This is a genomic window from Streptomyces sp. NPDC048565 (assembly GCF_040650935.1).
GTDB lineage: Bacteria > Actinomycetota > Actinomycetes > Streptomycetales > Streptomycetaceae > Streptomyces.
This window is the reverse complement of the sequence record NZ_JBEZIH010000046.1, coordinates 1-15,676: the sequence shown is the minus strand read 5'-3', so window position 1 is coordinate 15,676 and position 15,676 is coordinate 1. Positions and strand designations below refer to the sequence as shown.

Genomic DNA, 15,676 nt, shown 5'->3' with positions numbered 1-15,676 from the left:
CCCGGGGCGCAGGCGGTCAGGCCCGGGAGAGCCGGCCTTCGCCCCGGCGGCGTATCCGGGCCTCCCCGCGCGCTCGGGCACGGGCGGCACGCCTGGCCGCCCGTCGCTCCCTGCGCATCCGGCGCGCCGTGCTGCTGGGGACCGACACCACGCCGTGGCGCTGGTTCCACACCTGCCGGGTCACCCAGACGTCCAGCACCGACCAGGTCGCCGCCACCGTGCACGCGACACCGCTCAGCACCATCGGGAAGGCGAGCCAGGACCCGGCCAGGGTGCACAGGAAGGCCACCATGGCCAGGATGATGGACAGCGACATGATCAGGACCGCGCGCACGGCGGCCGTCCGCACCGGGTCCGGCATCCTGCGCCGTATCGCGGGTTCCTCCACCCACAGCTGCTGCCGCGGGATCCGGGCACCGGCCGGCGCTGCCGCCGTGCCCCGGCGCTCATACGTGTCCAAGGACCTTCAACTCCCCACCAGTGTCCGTCTCAAGGGTGGATGCCCGGCTTGTGTTCCTTCTACGCGACCGGAGCCGCTCGCCCACCGCATGTACCCCCCTGAGGTTCTTCTTCCCCGTACGTGTGGACGAACGCCGGGTTGTGAAGATTCCCGCCGGAGCCCGCAGCCTGCCCCAAAAGACCCAGGAACGAAGAATTCCAGCCAACTGCCCTGTGTGGATACATCGTGTTCTGCCAGGGGTTCTCTGTCGCTTTCGTGAATTTCTTCGTGGGGAATACCAGGACAACTAGTGAGCAACTCGGGGAAGAGCGGCCTGAAATCGACCGGACAGGCCTTCGAGTTGCCGGTAGGTCAGTAGTAGGCTCACGCCGTTTGTTGACGGAACTCCTGTCGGCACCCCGTGGGCTGCGGCAGAACCGACACGACCACCCCCGCGGTGCGGGGCCGATCTGGGGGAGGCCATGCGCTTTCGCGGGAAGTCCATCCGCAGGAAGATCGTGGCGTTGCTCCTGGTGCCGCTCGTCTCCCTCACAGGCCTCTGGATCTTCGCCACCTATGTCACCGGCCGCGAGGCCGGCCAGCTGATGGGCGCCAGCGCCATCGTGGAGCAGGTCGGCCACCCGCTGGAAGACACCATCCGCGCCGTGCAGGGCGAACGCCGCCAGACACTTGTCTTCCTCGCCGATCCCCGCGCCTCGGACGCCCTGCCCCTGCTGCGCCGCCGGCGTGCCATGACCGACCAGGTCGTGGCCGAGGTCAGGCAGAGCGCGAAGGACGAGAGCGTACGGGACAAGCTCAGCCCCGAGTCGGAGGCCCAGCTCGACTCGATCCTCAGCGAGGTCGACGGCCTGGACGCGCTGCGCGGGTCCGTCGAGAAGCGCACGGTCGACCGGACCAGGGCCCTCGACTTCTACAACGGCCTCGTCGACCCCTGCTACCGCTTCCTCAACGGTCTCCACTCGATGGAGAACGTGTCCATGGACAAGCAGGTCCGGGCCCTGGTCGGCATCTCACGGGCCCGCGAGATGCTCTCGCGTGAGGACGCCCTGGTCGCATCGGGCCTCATCGCCGGACGGCTCGGCGCCCCCGAACTCCGCGTCGTCTCCGACCTCGCCGCCAGCCGTTCGCTCCTGTACGAGGTCAACCTCGAGCTCCTGCCGAGCAGCGAGCGCGGGCGTATGGAGCAGTACTGGCGCAGCCCCGACACCGAGCCGCTGCGCACGGCCGAGCAGAAGCTCATCGCGGCCGGTCCGTTCACGAAGCCGGGCACCATCGACGCCGCGCGCTGGGACGAAGTGGCCCCGCCGGTCCTCGCGGACCTGGCCGACGACGGCACCGAGATGACCAACCGCTTCCACGATCGCGCGGAGCCCGCCGGATACCGCGTGATGATCCTGGCCGGTGTCGCCGGCGTCCTCGGATTCGTCGCCCTGCTCATATCCGTCTTCGTCTCCGTACGCGTGGGACGCGAACTCGTCCGCGACCTCTCCCGGCTGCGCAAGGACGCGCACGAGGTGTCCGGGGTGCGGCTCCCCAGCGTGATGCGGCGGCTGGCGGCCGGCGAGCAGGTCGACGTGGAGACCGAAGCGCCCAACCTCAGTTACGAGCGAGACGAGATCGGCCAGGTCGGGCAGGCACTCAACACCCTCCAGCGGGCCGCCGTCGAGGCCGCCGTCAAGCAGGCGGACATGCGCCGCGGAGTGTCCGACGTCTTCGTCAACCTCGCGCGCCGCAACCAGGTGCTCCTGCACCGACAGCTGACGCTCCTGGACACCATGGAGCGACGTACCGAGAACGACGACGAACTCGCCGACCTCTTCCGCCTCGACCACCTCACCACCCGCATGCGCCGCCACGCGGAAGGCCTCGTGATCCTCTCCGGGGCGGCACCGTCCCGGCAGTGGCGCAAGCCGATCCAGCTGATGGACGTGGTGCGCGCGGCGGTCGCCGAGGTGGAGGACTACGAGCGGATCGAGGTCCGGCGACTGCCCCGCATCGGCGTGGGCGGCCCGGCCGTCGCCGACCTCACCCACCTGATCGCGGAGCTCCTGGAGAACGCCACGGTGTTCTCGCCCCCGCACACCGCGGTCCAGGTGCACGGCGAACGCGTCGCCAACGGCTTCACGCTGGAGATCCACGACCGCGGCCTCGGCATGGCGCCCGAGGTTCTCCTGGACGCCAATCTGAGACTCGCCGAGACCCCCGACTTCGAACTCTCCGACACCGACCGGCTCGGCCTCTTCGTCGTCAGCCGGCTCGCCCAGCGGCAGAACGTCAGGGTGTCGCTGCAGACCTCACCGTACGGAGGGACGACCGCGGTCGTCTTCATCCCCGCACAGCTCCTCACCGACGCCCCCGACACGCACGGCACCGGCTTCCGCCTCGACCGGCGTGCCGAGAGGGCGATCGGCCGCGGCCGGCCGGGCGACGACGTGCCGGGCAGCGACAAGACCCGCAGGGACGGAGCCGCGGGCCAGAGCATCCCGGGCAGGCCGTCCGGTCTCTCCCCGGTCCCCACGGGCCTCACCGACCCGTCCGTGCTCGACGGCCCCGTCGAACTCGAAGGCCCGGTGGGCACACTCGGGTTCACCGACCCGGCACTCGACCGGGAGCTCGACCCGGCACTCGCACCGGTCCTCGACGGGGTGTCCGACCTCGACGACACCGAGAGCGAACGCGGCGGCATCTTCCGGGCCCGCGACCTGCGCAGGGAAGCCGACAGGGAACAGCACCAGCAGGCCTTCGACGCATCGGACGACGACCGCTCGGCGGACGTCCGGCCGATGCGCCCCACGGGGCCCGTCCCGCTGCCACGCCGCAGGACGGGGGCGCAGGTCACAGGCCAGAGCCGCCGGATCGGCGAGGGAGGCCGCTCCCACCCCGGCACGGCCGAGGCCTCCCAGGCTGCCCCCGGCGCCGGGGAGCCCGGCCGGGACAGGGCCGCGGCAGACGAGGCGCCCTCGCTCAGGCCCGCCACCCGGCCCTCCGCGCCGGACACGGTGGGCGGCCTCCCGCGCAGGGTCCGGCAGGCGAACCTCGCCCCACAGCTCCGGGAGGACTCCGCGGTGCGGACTTCCGGTCCGGTCGCCGCGGACACCGTCGACGACCTCGAACGTGACGCGGACGAAGTACGCAATCGCATGGCCTCGCTTCAACGCGGCTGGCAGCGAGGCCGTCGGCAGAACGCCGAGGACGACGCGGCCGGTCCCGGCGAGACAGCACCAGGAACCACTCCGGGAGGGGACGGTCCATGACCGCACCGAACGCCGCAGCACACAACGCATCACGCCAGGGCTCCGGCGAACTCAACTGGCTCCTCGACGAACTGGTCGAGCGCGTCGCGAGCATCCGCAAGGCGCTGGTGCTCTCCAGCGACGGTCTTGCCACCGGTATGTCCCAGGACCTGACCCGCGAGGACAGTGAGCACCTGGCGGCGGTCGCCTCCGGGTTCCACAGCCTCGCCAAGGGCGTCGGCCGGCACTTCGACGCGGGCCGGGTCCGGCAGACGGTGGTCGAGCTCGACGAGGCCTTCCTCTTCGTCACGGCGGCCGGTGACGGCAGCTGTCTCGCCGTGCTGGCCGACTCGGACTCGGACGTAGGGCAGGTGGCGTACGAGATGACGCTCATGGTCAAGCGCGTGGGAGCGCACCTGGCCAATGCCCCCCGGGCCACCGGTCTGCCCGCCGGAGGGTGAGGTGAGGGGATGAGCGCAGACTCCTTCCGGGACACCTCGCCCGGATCACCGCCCGCTCCCGGCGCAGCGGGCTCCTCACGCTGGTACGACGCCGAGGCGGGTCCGGTGGTCCGGCCCTACGCGATGACCCGGGGGCGTACCAGCAGCGCGTCCCGTCACCGTCTCGACCTGATCGCGATCGTCATCCCCGAACCGGCGGCGGACGATCCCGGCCGGAACCAGACGCTCTCCCCGGAACACGTGGAGATCGTCGAACTGTGCAGCGACCTGCCCCAGTCGATCGCCGAGCTCGCCTCAGGACTGGACCTCCCCGTCGGGGTGGTCCGTGTCCTGGTCGGTGACCTCGTCGAGGACGAGCTGGTGCACGTCACCCGTCCCGTTCCGCCGGCCGAGCTGCCGGACGAGAGCATTCTTCGCGAGGTGATCAATGGCCTTCGGGCGCTCTAGCCGCAGAAGGCGGCCCGTCGAGCCCGTCACCCTGAAAATCCTGGTGGCGGGCGGCTTCGGAGTGGGCAAGACGACCCTGGTGGGTGCGGTCAGCGAGATCAGGCCGCTGCGTACGGAGGAGAGGCTGAGCGAGGCGGGACGACCCGTCGACGACGTGGCGGGGGTCGAGGGCAAGAGCACCACCACGGTGGCCATGGACTTCGGCCGGATCACCCTGCGCGAGGACCTGGTCCTCTATCTGTTCGGGACTCCAGGGCAGGACCGTTTCTGGTTCCTCTGGGACGAGCTGGCCCAGGGCGCCCTGGGCGCGGTGGTCCTCGCGGACACCCGACGGCTGGAGGACTGCTTCGCGGCGGTCGACTACTTCGAGCGCCGGGCGATCCCGTTCACGGTCGCCGTCAACCTCTTCGAAGGCGCGGAGCAGTTCCCCACCGACACGGTCAGGAACGCACTCGACCTCGATCCCGAGGTGCCGGTGCTGGTCTGCGACGCGCGCGACCGCGCGTCCGTACGGGATGTACTCGTCGCGGTGGTGGAGCACGCCATGGCGCGGGCCGGCCGGTTACGGGAGCCCGCCGCGACCTGATGTCCCACCGCACACGACACGGCCCGTACCCCCGCCGACCGGGGTACGGGCCGCGCGAACCGTGTGGTGCGTGGAAGGAGTCTTCACCCGGGGTGACAGGCCGTCAACCCTGTGCGCATCCGCGGGCTCACGGGTTCTCGGCGAGCCACTCTGCCGCGGTTCTGGCCAGTTCGTCGTCCTGCCCCGCGAGCATCATCCGAATCATCTGCACATCGCCCCGCAGGGACCACGCGGGATGCCCGAACGTGGCAGGGTTGTTCCTCTCGATGAGGAAGTGCGCGGGCCACGCGGTGCCGTATCCGATCAGGGGCAACGCCAGGGCGTACCGCTTCCGGCCGCGTGCCAGCCCGTACGCCGTCACCGCGAGGCCGGTGAGGGTCCCGGTCAGATGGACCCATCGCGTCGCCGCCCTGGAGTGCATGGCGACGTAGTAGGGCCAGAACTCTTCATACGAACCGAACGTCTGCTGAGACATGAAGGCACCGTAATGGCTCGGTCGGCAACCGGACACGGCGCTGTCGCGTCCCGATAAGGAGAACGGGCGGCCGGAGCCCACGGGGGTGGTCCCGGTCGCCCGTTCTCCCTTGCTCTCCGCCCGTTCTCCGCCCGTTCCCGCCGTTGCGGCCGTGGGGCGTCAGTGTCCCGCGACGGAGCGCCTGGCCACCGGGAAGTCGAAGTACGTGTCGGGGAAGAGCTCGGGCTGGTAGGTGAAGTGCCACCACTCCTCGGCCAGATTCACGAAACCGAGGTCGGTGAGCGTCTTCTTGAGGAACTGCCGGTTGGCGCGCTGGACACCCTGGACCCGCGGGTCATCCGTGTGCGACAGGGTGTCGAAACAGTCGAAACCGGTCCCCATGTCCACCGAATTGTCCGGGAAGCGGTCGTCCTGCGGTGCGAAGCACGGAGCCAGTTCCTCGCCGGGCTCGTACGGCCTGGTGGGCAGCGCGGGCAGCTTCACCACGGTGAGGTCAACCGTGCTGCCCCGGCTGTGCCCGGAATTCTCCGCGATGTAACCGTCCTCGAACAGTCGCGTCTTGTCGACCGACGGATAGAACTCAGCCTTCATGGCCTGGTCGTCGAGATCCTTCGCCCAGCGGACGAAGTGGTCCACGGCGCGCTGCGGCCGGTAGCAGTCGTACACCTTGAGCGAGTAGCCCTGCCGCAGAAGGCTCCGCTGGGCCGTACGCAGCGCGAGGGCGGCGGGCCGGGTCAGGATGCACACGGGCTGCCGGTAGCCGTCCACCGGCTCGCCCATGAAGTTGTGCGCGGTGGGGTAGCGCATCTCCGTGATGATCGTCGGATCGACGGAGCGGAGGTCGACGAACTCCTGTGGAGCCTCTGTTCCGGGCCCGGTTCCGGTCACGGGCCCGGCCACCGCCACCGGGGCGGCGGCGGTCATGGCGAGCAGGGCGGCGCCGGCGACGGCCAGGGCGCGGAGAGGGCGAGCGATTCCTGTCATGGGCACATCGTCTATCAGCTTCGGAGCCGCAGGAGAAGAGTGATCGGATACAGTCCGCCCGTGAACGACTCCCACTGCGGCAACTGCGGGGCCCTGTACGCCACCGACGCCTGGCCCCGCACCTGCACTGCCTGTGGTCGCACCGCCTATCGCAATCCGCTGCCCGTAGCCGTCGTCCTCCTGCCTGTCACCGGACCGCACGGCACCGGCCTCGTCGTCATCACCCGCACCATCCACCCCCACCGGGGCGGCACGGCGCTGCCCGGCGGCTACATCGACGAGACCGAGGACTGGCGTCACGCCGTCGTACGCGAACTGCGCGAGGAGACCGGCATCCGGGCCGACGAGACGGACGTACGCCTTGCCGACGCCCTGAGCTCCCCCGACGGCCACCTGCTGCTCTTCGGACTGCTCCCACCGCGCCCCGCCGCCGCGCTTCCGCCCTCCGCGCCGACGGACGAGACCTCGGGATACGACGTGCTGCGCACCCCGGACGAACTCGCCTTCCCGCTGCACACCCGGGCCGTACGCTCCTGGTTCGCCGGCGCCTACCGCTGAGAGCCTGTCGGGCGACCTCCGATCGGGCGCCACGCCCCGGCACGCACGCTTCCCGCGTTGCCGAAAGGCCCAAGCAGCTCCGCTACGAGGACATTCCGCCGCCTTGGAATCGCACGCACCGGACCGCGTCCGCTTTCCGATCGAGGCCACCCGACAGGCTCTGAGCCGGCAGCCCCCGCACCCGGACCGGATACGGCACCAGCTCCTCCTTGCCGTCCCGCTCGACCACCACACGCCCGCCCCTGAGACGCGACGTGTAGCGCTCCACCTCCGCGCGCGCCCACCCGTCGCCCATGTCCCGCACCACCATCCCGCCGCCGGTACGCCCGGCGGGCGGAGCCCACACCTCCAGTTCGAGAGCCCCCTCAGCGCTCCGCACCGGGATCACGGCACCCGCCCGCGCCAGCACCGGAATCCGTGACAGCGGCGCCTCCACCACCACCTGGCCCGGCCCCTCGTACACCTGCCCCGTCGCCGTGTCGTACCACCGCCCACGCGGCAGCCGCACCGGCCTGCGGTCCACGCCCTCCTCCAGCACCGGAGCGACCAGCAGCGCGTCACCCAGCAGGAACGCGTCCTCGCAGTCCCGCAGCTCACGGTCCTGGGGCGCGGCCCACCACACCGGCCGCACATACGGCGCACCGGTCAGCCGGGCCAGCTGCGCCAGCGTCACGAAGTACGGACGCAACCGCTCCCGCTCCTCCAGCGCCCGTCCGGCATGGGCGAGCACCTCAGGACCGAACTCCCACGGCTCCCTGCGCCCCGCGTCGATCGCCGCATGGGTACGGAACAACGGCATGTACGCGCCCAGTTGGAACCAGCGCAGGTACAGCTCCGGCGACGGCGACCCGTCGAACCCGCCGACATCGGGCCCCGAATACGGCACCCCGCAGAGCCCGAGCCCCAGCACCAGGGCCAGCGACGCCCGGAGCCCCGGCCACCCCGTGGCCACGTCACCGGACCAGGTCCCGCCGTACCGCTGCATCCCCGCCCAGCCCGAACGGGAGAACAGGAACGGCCGCTCCTCCGGGCGCAGCCGGCGCAGACCTTCGTACCCGGCCCTCGCCATCGCCAGGGCGTACACGTTGTGGGCCTCCCGGTGGTCCCCGCCACGGCCCTCCAGAGCGTGCCGTGACGAACGGGGCAGCGACGGGTCCCCGAAGGCCGAGAACGCCACCGGCTCGTTCATGTCGTGCCACACCCCGGCGAACCCCTGGCCGAGCCGCTCCTCGTACAGCGCACCCCACCACTCGCGCACCGACGGATCGGTGAAATCCGGATAGACGCACTCACCGGGCCACACCTCACCCCGCACCGGCGCACCCCGCGGATCCAGGACGAACGCGCCTTGGGCGCCCACCTGGAGACCGCTGTCGAACACCGCGTTGCCCGCCGACGCCCTCACCGCCGGATCGACGATCGACACCAGCCGGACGCCGTCCGCGCGGAGCTCCTTCGCCAGCCCGGGGAGATCGGGGAACCGCTCCCGGTCGACCGTGAACACCTGATGCGCGTCGTAGTGGTCGATGTCCAGATGCAGCACCGACAGCGGCAGCCCCCGCTCCCGGTACCCCGCCACGACCCGCCGCACCTCCTGCTCGCTGCCGAACCCCCAGCGCGCGTGCTGCGGACCCAGCGCCCACGACGGCGGCAGCGCGGGCGCCCCGGTGAGCGCCGTCCAGCCCCGCAGCACCCTGGCCGGCGTGCCCACGACCACCCAGCAGCGGAGCGGACCGCCCTCCATCCGAACCTCGCACGAACCCGGCCGGTCATGCCCGGACCCCGCGCCCTCCTCGCCCTCCCGCAGCGTCACCCTGCCCGCCCAGGAGTTGTCGTGGAACGCCAGATGCGTCCCCGCGTCCGACACCACCATCTGCACCGGCATCGTCAGATACAGCGGGTCGTCACCCGGACCGAAGCGACCACCGGGATCGGTGTTCCACAGCCGGTACGTCCCCTCCCTCAGCCGAGGCCCTCCGGCCCGCCCGCCCAGCCCGAAGAACCTGGCGTCGGCGGGCACCTCGGAGCGCTGCACCCACCGCGCCGCACCGCCCGCCACCGGCTCCCACCAGCGCGGCGGCAGCTCCCGCCGAAGCACCACCCCGCCCGGCGTACGCAGCTCCAACGCCCCGTGCCGCGACACGGCGACCGTCAGCCGCTCCGACACCACCTGCCAACCGCCGTTCTTGTCCGGTTCCAGCCGCGCCCGCGTGTCGGCCTCGGGACCGGTCCCCTCCAGGGCGTACGAGGGCAGCGGCCCGGCGTCGTCCCAGGACCAGAACACCGCACCGCCCACCGCCACCCGCACCCGCAGCCGGGAACGGGCGAACCGCACGACTCCACCGCCGGGACCGGGCTCGGCACCCACCAGAAGACCGGGCACCCGCGCCCGCTCCGCACCGCGCGGCGCCAGCGCCCGCGCATCCGCACGCCGACGCCGCCAGGCCGAGCGCACCGTACGCATCCCCTGCACGGAACCGACCATTCTCACCGAGCGCACCAGGTCACGACCATCCATGCGGGCCACCCTGCCATCCACCAGGACCGAAACGTGCTCCGTTCAGCTTCCGTTCACCTGCGGCCGCCTGTGGACGCCCGTGGTCGCACCACACAGCCGGACACGCGGCCATGGCCGGAGGACCCTGGTGCGCAAGACGATCACATGGCATCGTCCGTGACAGCCGTTCACGCGCACACCCCAGCCCGTGCGCGCGACGCACGCACATCCCCGCGTACACACCGAAAGGCCAGGGAGCCTCCATGACCTCAGCAGCCGGCGAAGCCCCCCTCTGGCAGCCCGCGCCCGAGCGCGTCGAGACGGCGGCCATGACCCGCTTCCAGCGATGGGCGGCAGGACAGTACGGGGCTCCCGCGGACGGCGGCTACGCGGCACTGCACCAGTGGTCGGTCGACGAGCTCGACACCTTCTGGGCAGCCGTCGCCGACTGGTTCGACGTACGCTTCTCCACCCCGTACGAGACCGTCATCGGCGACCGCACCATGCCCGGCGCCCAGTGGTTCCCCGGCGCTACCCTCAACTACGCCGAGCACGCCCTGCGCATGGCAGACGAACCGCTCCGCAGGGACGCCCCCGCCCTGCTGTACGTCGACGAGACCCACACCCAGGTCTCCATCAGCTGGTCCGAACTCCGGCGCCAGACCGCCTCACTGGCCGCCGAACTCCGCGCACTCGGCGTCAACCCGGGCGACCGGGTCAGCGGATACCTCCCCAACATCCCCCAGGCGGTCGTCGCCTTCCTCGCCACCGCCGCGGTCGGCGCGGTCTGGACATCGAGCGCCCCCGACTTCGGCGCCCGCAGCGTCCTCGACCGCTTCCAGCAGGTCGAGCCCGTCGTCCTGTTCACCGTCGACGGCTATCGCTACGGCGGCAAGGAGCACGACCGGACCGCCACCGTGGCCGAACTCCGCCGCGAACTCCCCACCCTGCGCGCGGTCGTCCACATCCCGCTCCTCGGCACCGACGCGCCCGAAGGCGCACTCGAATGGTCGGCGCTCACCGCCTCCGACACCGAACCGGTCTACGAGCAGGTCCCCTTCGAACACCCGCTGTGGGTGCTCTACTCCTCCGGCACGACCGGACTCCCGAAGGCCATCGTCCAGTCCCAGGGCGGGATCCTCCTCGAACACCTCAAACAGCTCGGGCTGCACTGCGACCTCGGCATCGACGACCGGTTCTTCTGGTACACCTCCACCGGCTGGATGATGTGGAACTTCCTCGTCTCCGGCCTGCTCACCGGCACCACGATCGTGCTGTACGACGGCAGCCCCGGCTATCCGGACGTACAGGCCCAGTGGCGCGTCGCCGAACAGACAGGCGCCACCTTCTTCGGCACATCGGCCGCCTACGTCATGGCCTGCCGGAAGGCGGACGTCCACCCGGGCCGCGACCACGACCTCAGCCGCGTCCAGTGCGTCGCCACCACCGGCTCCCCGCTCCCGCCCGACGGCTTCCGCTGGCTCCACGACGCGGTGGCCGATGACCTGTGGATCGCCTCCGTCAGCGGCGGGACGGACGTCTGCAGCTGCTTCGCGGGCGCGGTCCCCACCCTGCCGGTCCACATCGGTGAGCTCCAGGCCCCCTGTCTGGGCACCGACCTCCAGGCCTGGAACCCCGCCGGCAAGCCACTCACCGGCGAGGTCGGCGAGCTCGTCGTGACCGCGCCGATGCCCTCCATGCCGGTCCGCTTCTGGAACGACCCCGACGGCAGCCGCTACCACGACAGCTACTTCGACGTGTACCCCGGCGTCTGGCGCCACGGGGACTGGATCACCCTCACCGAGCGGGGCTCGGTCATCATCCACGGCCGCTCCGACTCCACCCTCAACAGGCAGGGCGTCAGGATGGGGTCGGCCGACATCTACGAAGCGGTCGAAAGGCTTCCCGAGATCCGCGAGTCCCTCGTCATCGGCATCGAGGAACCGGACGGAGGCTACTGGATGCCCCTCTTCGTCCACCTCGCCGAGGGCGCCACGCTCGACGACGAACTCCGCGACAGCATCAAGCGCACCATCCGCGAGAACCTCTCCCCGCGCCACGTACCCGACGAGGTCATCGAGGTCCCCGCGATCCCGCACACCCTCACCGGGAAGCGCATCGAGGTTCCGGTCAAGCGGCTCCTCCAGGGCGCAGCCCTTTCCGAGGCGGTCAACCCGGGTTCCATCGACAACCTCGAACTCCTCCGCTTCTACGAGGACCTCGCCCGCACCCGCCACTGACCCGACCGACGCGAAGGCCGTTGTCAGTCCCCCTGATTACGCTGAGTGAGCATCGATCGACAGCGCACAGGGGGACTCATGGCGCACATCAAGCAGAGCCGACGCGGCAGGCAGCGCACCGGAACATCCATGCGGCGCGCCCTGCGCCGCGAAGCACCCAGCACCGTCGGCCTCCTGGCCGACGCCGAGGACTTCGCGGCCATGCGGCACTACCGGAGCTTCACCTTCGAGGACCACACGGTCTACCTCCAGCAGGTCGAGGGCCTGCTGCAGACACTGGCCGCGCAGGGGGTGCACACCACCGTCGCCCTCTTCGACCCGGAGGAGTACGCGGAGTTCTGCGCCGAGTCCGGCCTGGAACCCGACGCCGGCACGAGCCGCAGCCGCTTCACCGCCGAGCTCGCCGCCGGCGGTGCCACCGTGGCCTACACCGGCCAGCCCATCGCCACACTGATCCCGCAGCTCGTCTCCGGAGCGGTCAGGCGCGCCACCTGGGAGTACGCCACGGTGCTGCTGGCGGGCCTCGGCGACTGCGCCGAGTGCGGTCAGGACATCGGCAGGGCCGCCTTCGACCGGGCATCCCACCTGCTGATGCGACTGCTGGAGACTGCGGGCCCCGGCACTCACCACATCGTGTGCAGCACACCCACGGAGAGCGAACAGCTCCTCGCCGTCCTGCACACCGCACGGGACACGGACGGTCCCGCCCGCCTCGCGTCGTCGGAAGGCGCGGAGTTCGCCACCGTGCTCGCCGTGGGGGTGGCGCTCGAGACCCGGGGAGGTGTCGTCCTGCGCACCACCGCTCCGGGCGCCCAGGACCGGGTGCACGGCTGGCGGCTGCACCGGGGCAGTCTCCTGCCGCTCACGGCGGGCGAGGTGTTCAGCGCATACTGCACCGACGCCGACACGGGAGAGCCGGTGTCACCGGAATCCGGCGTCGAGTACTGCGCGGGATTCGACCTCGGCGCGGACGCCCCGAAGGACCACCACTGACGGGCCACCACTGACGGGCCACCACTGAAGGGCCGTCACAGACGGAAGGGGTTCCCACCGGAACCGGCGGGAACCCCCTTCACCTCGGACACATGTGAGCGCGCGCGGCGCCCGGCATCACTCGCCCGAGAGCACCGCCTGCGCGGCGAGCCGCGCCTCGTCGGCGGAGTCCGCCGCACGCGCGGCGGAGGCGGCGCGCTCGCACTGCGCGAGCGTGTGCTTGGACAGCGTCGCCCGCACATAGGGAATGGACGCCGCACCCATCGACAGGGAGGTGACACCCAGGCCGGTCAGCACACACGCCAGCAGCGGGTCCGAAGCGGCCTCACCACAGACACCGCAGCTCTTGCCCTCGGCCCTGGCGGCATCGGCCGAGAGCGCGACCAGGTCGAGCAGCGCCGGCTGCCACGGGTCCTGGAGCCGGGACACGGCCCCCACCTGACGGTCGGCCGCAAAGGTGTACTGCGCCAGGTCGTTGGTGCCCAGCGACAGGAACTCCACCTCCTGGAGGACCGAGCGGGCCCTGAGCGCGGCGGACGGGATCTCCACCATCGCCCCGAACTTCGCCTGGAGCCCCGCCTCACGGCAGGCGTCGGCGAACGCCTTCGCATCCGCACGGTCGGCCACCATCGGGGCCATGACCTCCAGGTACACCGGCAGCCCCTCGGCAGCCCTGGACAGAGCCGTCAGCTGGGTCCGCAGCACATCCGGGTGGTCCAGCAGGCTACGCAGACCACGTACACCCAGCGCGGGGTTCGGCTCGTCGGCCGGGGTCAGGAAGTCCAGCGGCTTGTCGGCGCCCGCGTCCAGCACCCGCACCACGACACGCCCCTCGGGGAAGGCCTCGAGCACCGCGCGGTACGCAGCGACCTGCTTCTCCTCGGACGGCGCCTGCTTGCTGTCATCCAGAAAGAGGAACTCCGTACGGAACAGCCCGACGCCCTCGGCACCGGCTTCGAGTGCCGCCGGAACATCACCGGGGCCGCCGACATTGGCGAGCAGCGGCACCTTGTGACCGTCGGAGGTGGCCCCGGGACCGGTCACGGCCGACAGCGCCGCCTTGCGCGCCGCCGAGGCACTCTCCATCTCGGCACGCTTCTCCTCACTCGGCTCGACGAATATCTCACCGGTGCTGCCGTCCACGGCCACGACCGTGCCCTCGCCGATCTCGCCCGCTCCGGGCAGAGCCACGACGGCGGGCACCCCGAGCGCACGCGCGAGAATGGCGCTGTGGCTGGTCGGCCCGCCCTCCTCGGTGACGAAGCCGAGCACCAGTGCGGGGTCGAGCAGCGCCGTGTCGGCGGGAGCCAGGTCACGCGCGATCAGCACATACGGTTCGTCGCTGTCGGGCACACCCGGCATCGGAACGCCGAGCAGCCGAGCCACGATCCGATTCCGTACGTCGTCGAGGTCGGCGACCCGGCCCGCGAGGTACTCCCCGGCGTTGGCCAGCAGAGCGCGGTATGCGGCGAACGCGTCGTACACGCCACGCTCGGCGGTGCTGCCGACCGCGATACGACGCTCGACGTCGGCGATGAGCTCGGGGTCCTGCGCCATCATGGCCTGGGCTTCGAGCACGTGCTGTGCCTCGCCGCCGGCCAGATTGCCGCGCGCGATCAGGTCGGCCGCAACTGCTTCCACAGCCTGACGGGCACGCCCCTGCTCGCGCTCGGCCTCGTCCGCCGGAATCTGTTTGGCCGGCGGCTCGAGCACGGCGGTCCCCATGTGCCGAACCTCGCCGATCGCCACACCGTGGCTGACGCCGACGCCTCGCAGCGTTGTCTCCATTTCACCCGTCTCCGATTGTGCGGCGGCCGCGCCGCCGCGGTGGATGCCCAACTGGCTGGTCACTGTCCCGATCGCTGTCCCGAGGGTGTCACTGCCAGCCGAAGAGCGTGTCGCCGACCTTCACGTCGCCGTCCTCCCGGACGTCGGACAGGGACTCGGCAGTGGCTTCCAGGGCCACGACGGGACAGATGGCCGACTTGCCGGCGGTCTCGACGGCGGCCGGGTCCCAGCGGACGATGCCCTGCCCCCGGGTCACGGTGTCGCCCTTGTTCACAAGGAGCTCGAAGCCCTCACCATTGAGCTGCACGGTGTCGATTCCGAGGTGGGTCAGCACGCCATGGCCCTGGTCGTCGACGACGACGAAGGCGTGCGGGTGGAGGGAGACGACGATTCCGTCGACCGGCGAGACGGCCTCGGACGGCTCGCGTACGGGGTCGATGGCCGTACCAGGACCCACCATCGCTCCGGAGAAGACGGGGTCGGGAACCGCGGTGAGCCCGATGGCACGGCCGGCAAGAGGGGACGTCACTGTGGTCATGGGGGCCTCTCAGAGGTGGGGATCCGTATGTCACCGCCGGGGCTGCTGGAGGGCGGCGTACTGATCAGCAGCGTAAGTCATATGAAGTCCCGGTTCCGCCTGAGAGCTACCGGTTGACCGACCTAGGGGCGCACCGGAAACGATTTGCCTCGTCTCACAGCTGCCGTGTACTGTCGTATCCCTGCCTGGCCCCCACACGACCTCGAGTCAGGGGCCGACAGCGACTCCCAAGCCCAGACTGTAACTCTTCTGATTGTGCTCTCGCATGCCCGCGAGGCCTTCGATCGAAGAGGGACCCCGGTCAAAGAGACCGATAAAGGCCTGATAGAGTCGGACTCGCCGGAAAGGGAAACGCGAAAGCGAAGAACTGGAAAGCGAATCGGTGGTAATTTAACTGCCGAGCAGGAACTGCAGGA

The 15,676-nt window shown here is 70.9% G+C and carries 13 protein-coding genes; 7 read left to right on the top strand and 6 right to left on the bottom strand.

Annotated elements, in window-relative coordinates; genetic code table 11:
* Nucleotides 1–16: 16 nt before the first annotated feature.
* The gene (locus AB0C75_RS34735) at nt 17–460 is read right to left on the bottom strand and encodes a hypothetical protein (RefSeq protein WP_362896337.1); all 444 of its coding nucleotides are present in this window, start codon (nt 458–460) and stop codon (nt 17–19) included.
* 461 nt (nt 461–921) lie between these two features.
* Between AB0C75_RS34735 and AB0C75_RS34730 the strand changes: the two genes are divergently transcribed.
* The 4 genes from AB0C75_RS34730 to AB0C75_RS34715 are packed head-to-tail and all read left to right on the top strand — an operon-like array spanning nt 922 to nt 5,187.
* Nucleotides 922–3,714 carry a nitrate- and nitrite sensing domain-containing protein gene (locus tag AB0C75_RS34730; RefSeq protein WP_362896335.1) on the top strand — a complete coding sequence of 931 codons (2,793 nt, stop codon included), beginning with the start codon at nt 922–924 and terminating at the stop codon, nt 3,712–3,714.
* The gene (locus AB0C75_RS34725) at nt 3,711–4,154 is read left to right on the top strand and encodes a roadblock/LC7 domain-containing protein (protein WP_362896333.1); all 444 of its coding nucleotides are present in this window, start codon (nt 3,711–3,713) and stop codon (nt 4,152–4,154) included. Before AB0C75_RS34730 ends, AB0C75_RS34725 begins: the two co-directional genes overlap by 4 nt.
* A 9-nt stretch (nt 4,155–4,163) precedes the next feature.
* Complete coding sequence (locus AB0C75_RS34720) at nt 4,164–4,601, top strand: DUF742 domain-containing protein (protein ID WP_362896331.1); 438 nt, start codon at nt 4,164–4,166, stop codon at nt 4,599–4,601.
* On the top strand, nt 4,582–5,187 hold the full coding sequence (locus tag AB0C75_RS34715; protein WP_362896330.1) for an ATP/GTP-binding protein: 606 nt from the start codon (nt 4,582–4,584) through the stop codon (nt 5,185–5,187). The genes AB0C75_RS34720 and AB0C75_RS34715 overlap by 20 nt, the downstream gene beginning before the upstream one ends.
* A 127-nt stretch (nt 5,188–5,314) precedes the next feature.
* On the opposite strand, the gene AB0C75_RS34710 is transcribed toward AB0C75_RS34715, so the two are convergent.
* Both AB0C75_RS34710 and AB0C75_RS34705 read right to left on the bottom strand, forming a co-directional pair.
* Complete coding sequence (locus AB0C75_RS34710) at nt 5,315–5,662, bottom strand: DUF962 domain-containing protein (protein WP_362896328.1); 348 nt, start codon at nt 5,660–5,662, stop codon at nt 5,315–5,317.
* 159 nt (nt 5,663–5,821) lie between these two features.
* Nucleotides 5,822–6,646 (bottom strand): M15 family metallopeptidase, encoded by an 825-nt coding sequence (locus AB0C75_RS34705; RefSeq protein WP_362896326.1) that lies wholly within the window; start codon nt 6,644–6,646, stop codon nt 5,822–5,824.
* 60 nt (nt 6,647–6,706) lie between these two features.
* Here AB0C75_RS34705 and AB0C75_RS34700 point away from each other — a divergent pair, with 60 nt between their 5' ends.
* Nucleotides 6,707–7,204: an NUDIX domain-containing protein gene (locus AB0C75_RS34700; RefSeq protein ID WP_362896324.1), complete on the top strand. Its 498-nt coding sequence runs from the start codon at nt 6,707–6,709 to the stop codon at nt 7,202–7,204.
* A gap of 82 nt (nt 7,205–7,286) precedes the next feature.
* Here AB0C75_RS34700 and AB0C75_RS34695 read toward each other — a convergent pair whose 3' ends face one another.
* Nucleotides 7,287–9,722: a glycoside hydrolase family 31 protein gene (locus AB0C75_RS34695; RefSeq protein WP_362896322.1), complete on the bottom strand. Its 2,436-nt coding sequence runs from the start codon at nt 9,720–9,722 to the stop codon at nt 7,287–7,289.
* 242 nt (nt 9,723–9,964) lie between these two features.
* Here AB0C75_RS34695 and AB0C75_RS34690 point away from each other — a divergent pair, with 242 nt between their 5' ends.
* Together AB0C75_RS34690 and AB0C75_RS34685 are read left to right on the top strand one after the other, a co-directional pair.
* Complete coding sequence (locus tag AB0C75_RS34690) at nt 9,965–11,941, top strand: acetoacetate--CoA ligase (RefSeq protein ID WP_362896320.1); 1,977 nt, start codon at nt 9,965–9,967, stop codon at nt 11,939–11,941.
* 78 nt (nt 11,942–12,019) lie between these two features.
* Nucleotides 12,020–12,934 carry a hypothetical protein gene (locus AB0C75_RS34685; RefSeq protein WP_362896318.1) on the top strand — a complete coding sequence of 305 codons (915 nt, stop codon included), beginning with the start codon at nt 12,020–12,022 and terminating at the stop codon, nt 12,932–12,934.
* 117 nt (nt 12,935–13,051) lie between these two features.
* Here AB0C75_RS34685 and ptsP read toward each other — a convergent pair whose 3' ends face one another.
* Nucleotides 13,052–14,722 (bottom strand): phosphoenolpyruvate--protein phosphotransferase, encoded by a 1,671-nt coding sequence (gene ptsP, locus AB0C75_RS34680; protein ID WP_362896361.1) that lies wholly within the window; start codon nt 14,720–14,722, stop codon nt 13,052–13,054.
* Nucleotides 14,723–14,810: 88 nt separating this feature from the next.
* Nucleotides 14,811–15,260, bottom strand: coding sequence for a PTS glucose transporter subunit IIA (locus tag AB0C75_RS34675; protein WP_362896316.1), 450 nt, complete (start codon nt 15,258–15,260; stop codon nt 14,811–14,813).
* Nucleotides 15,261–15,676 lie beyond the last annotated feature (416 nt).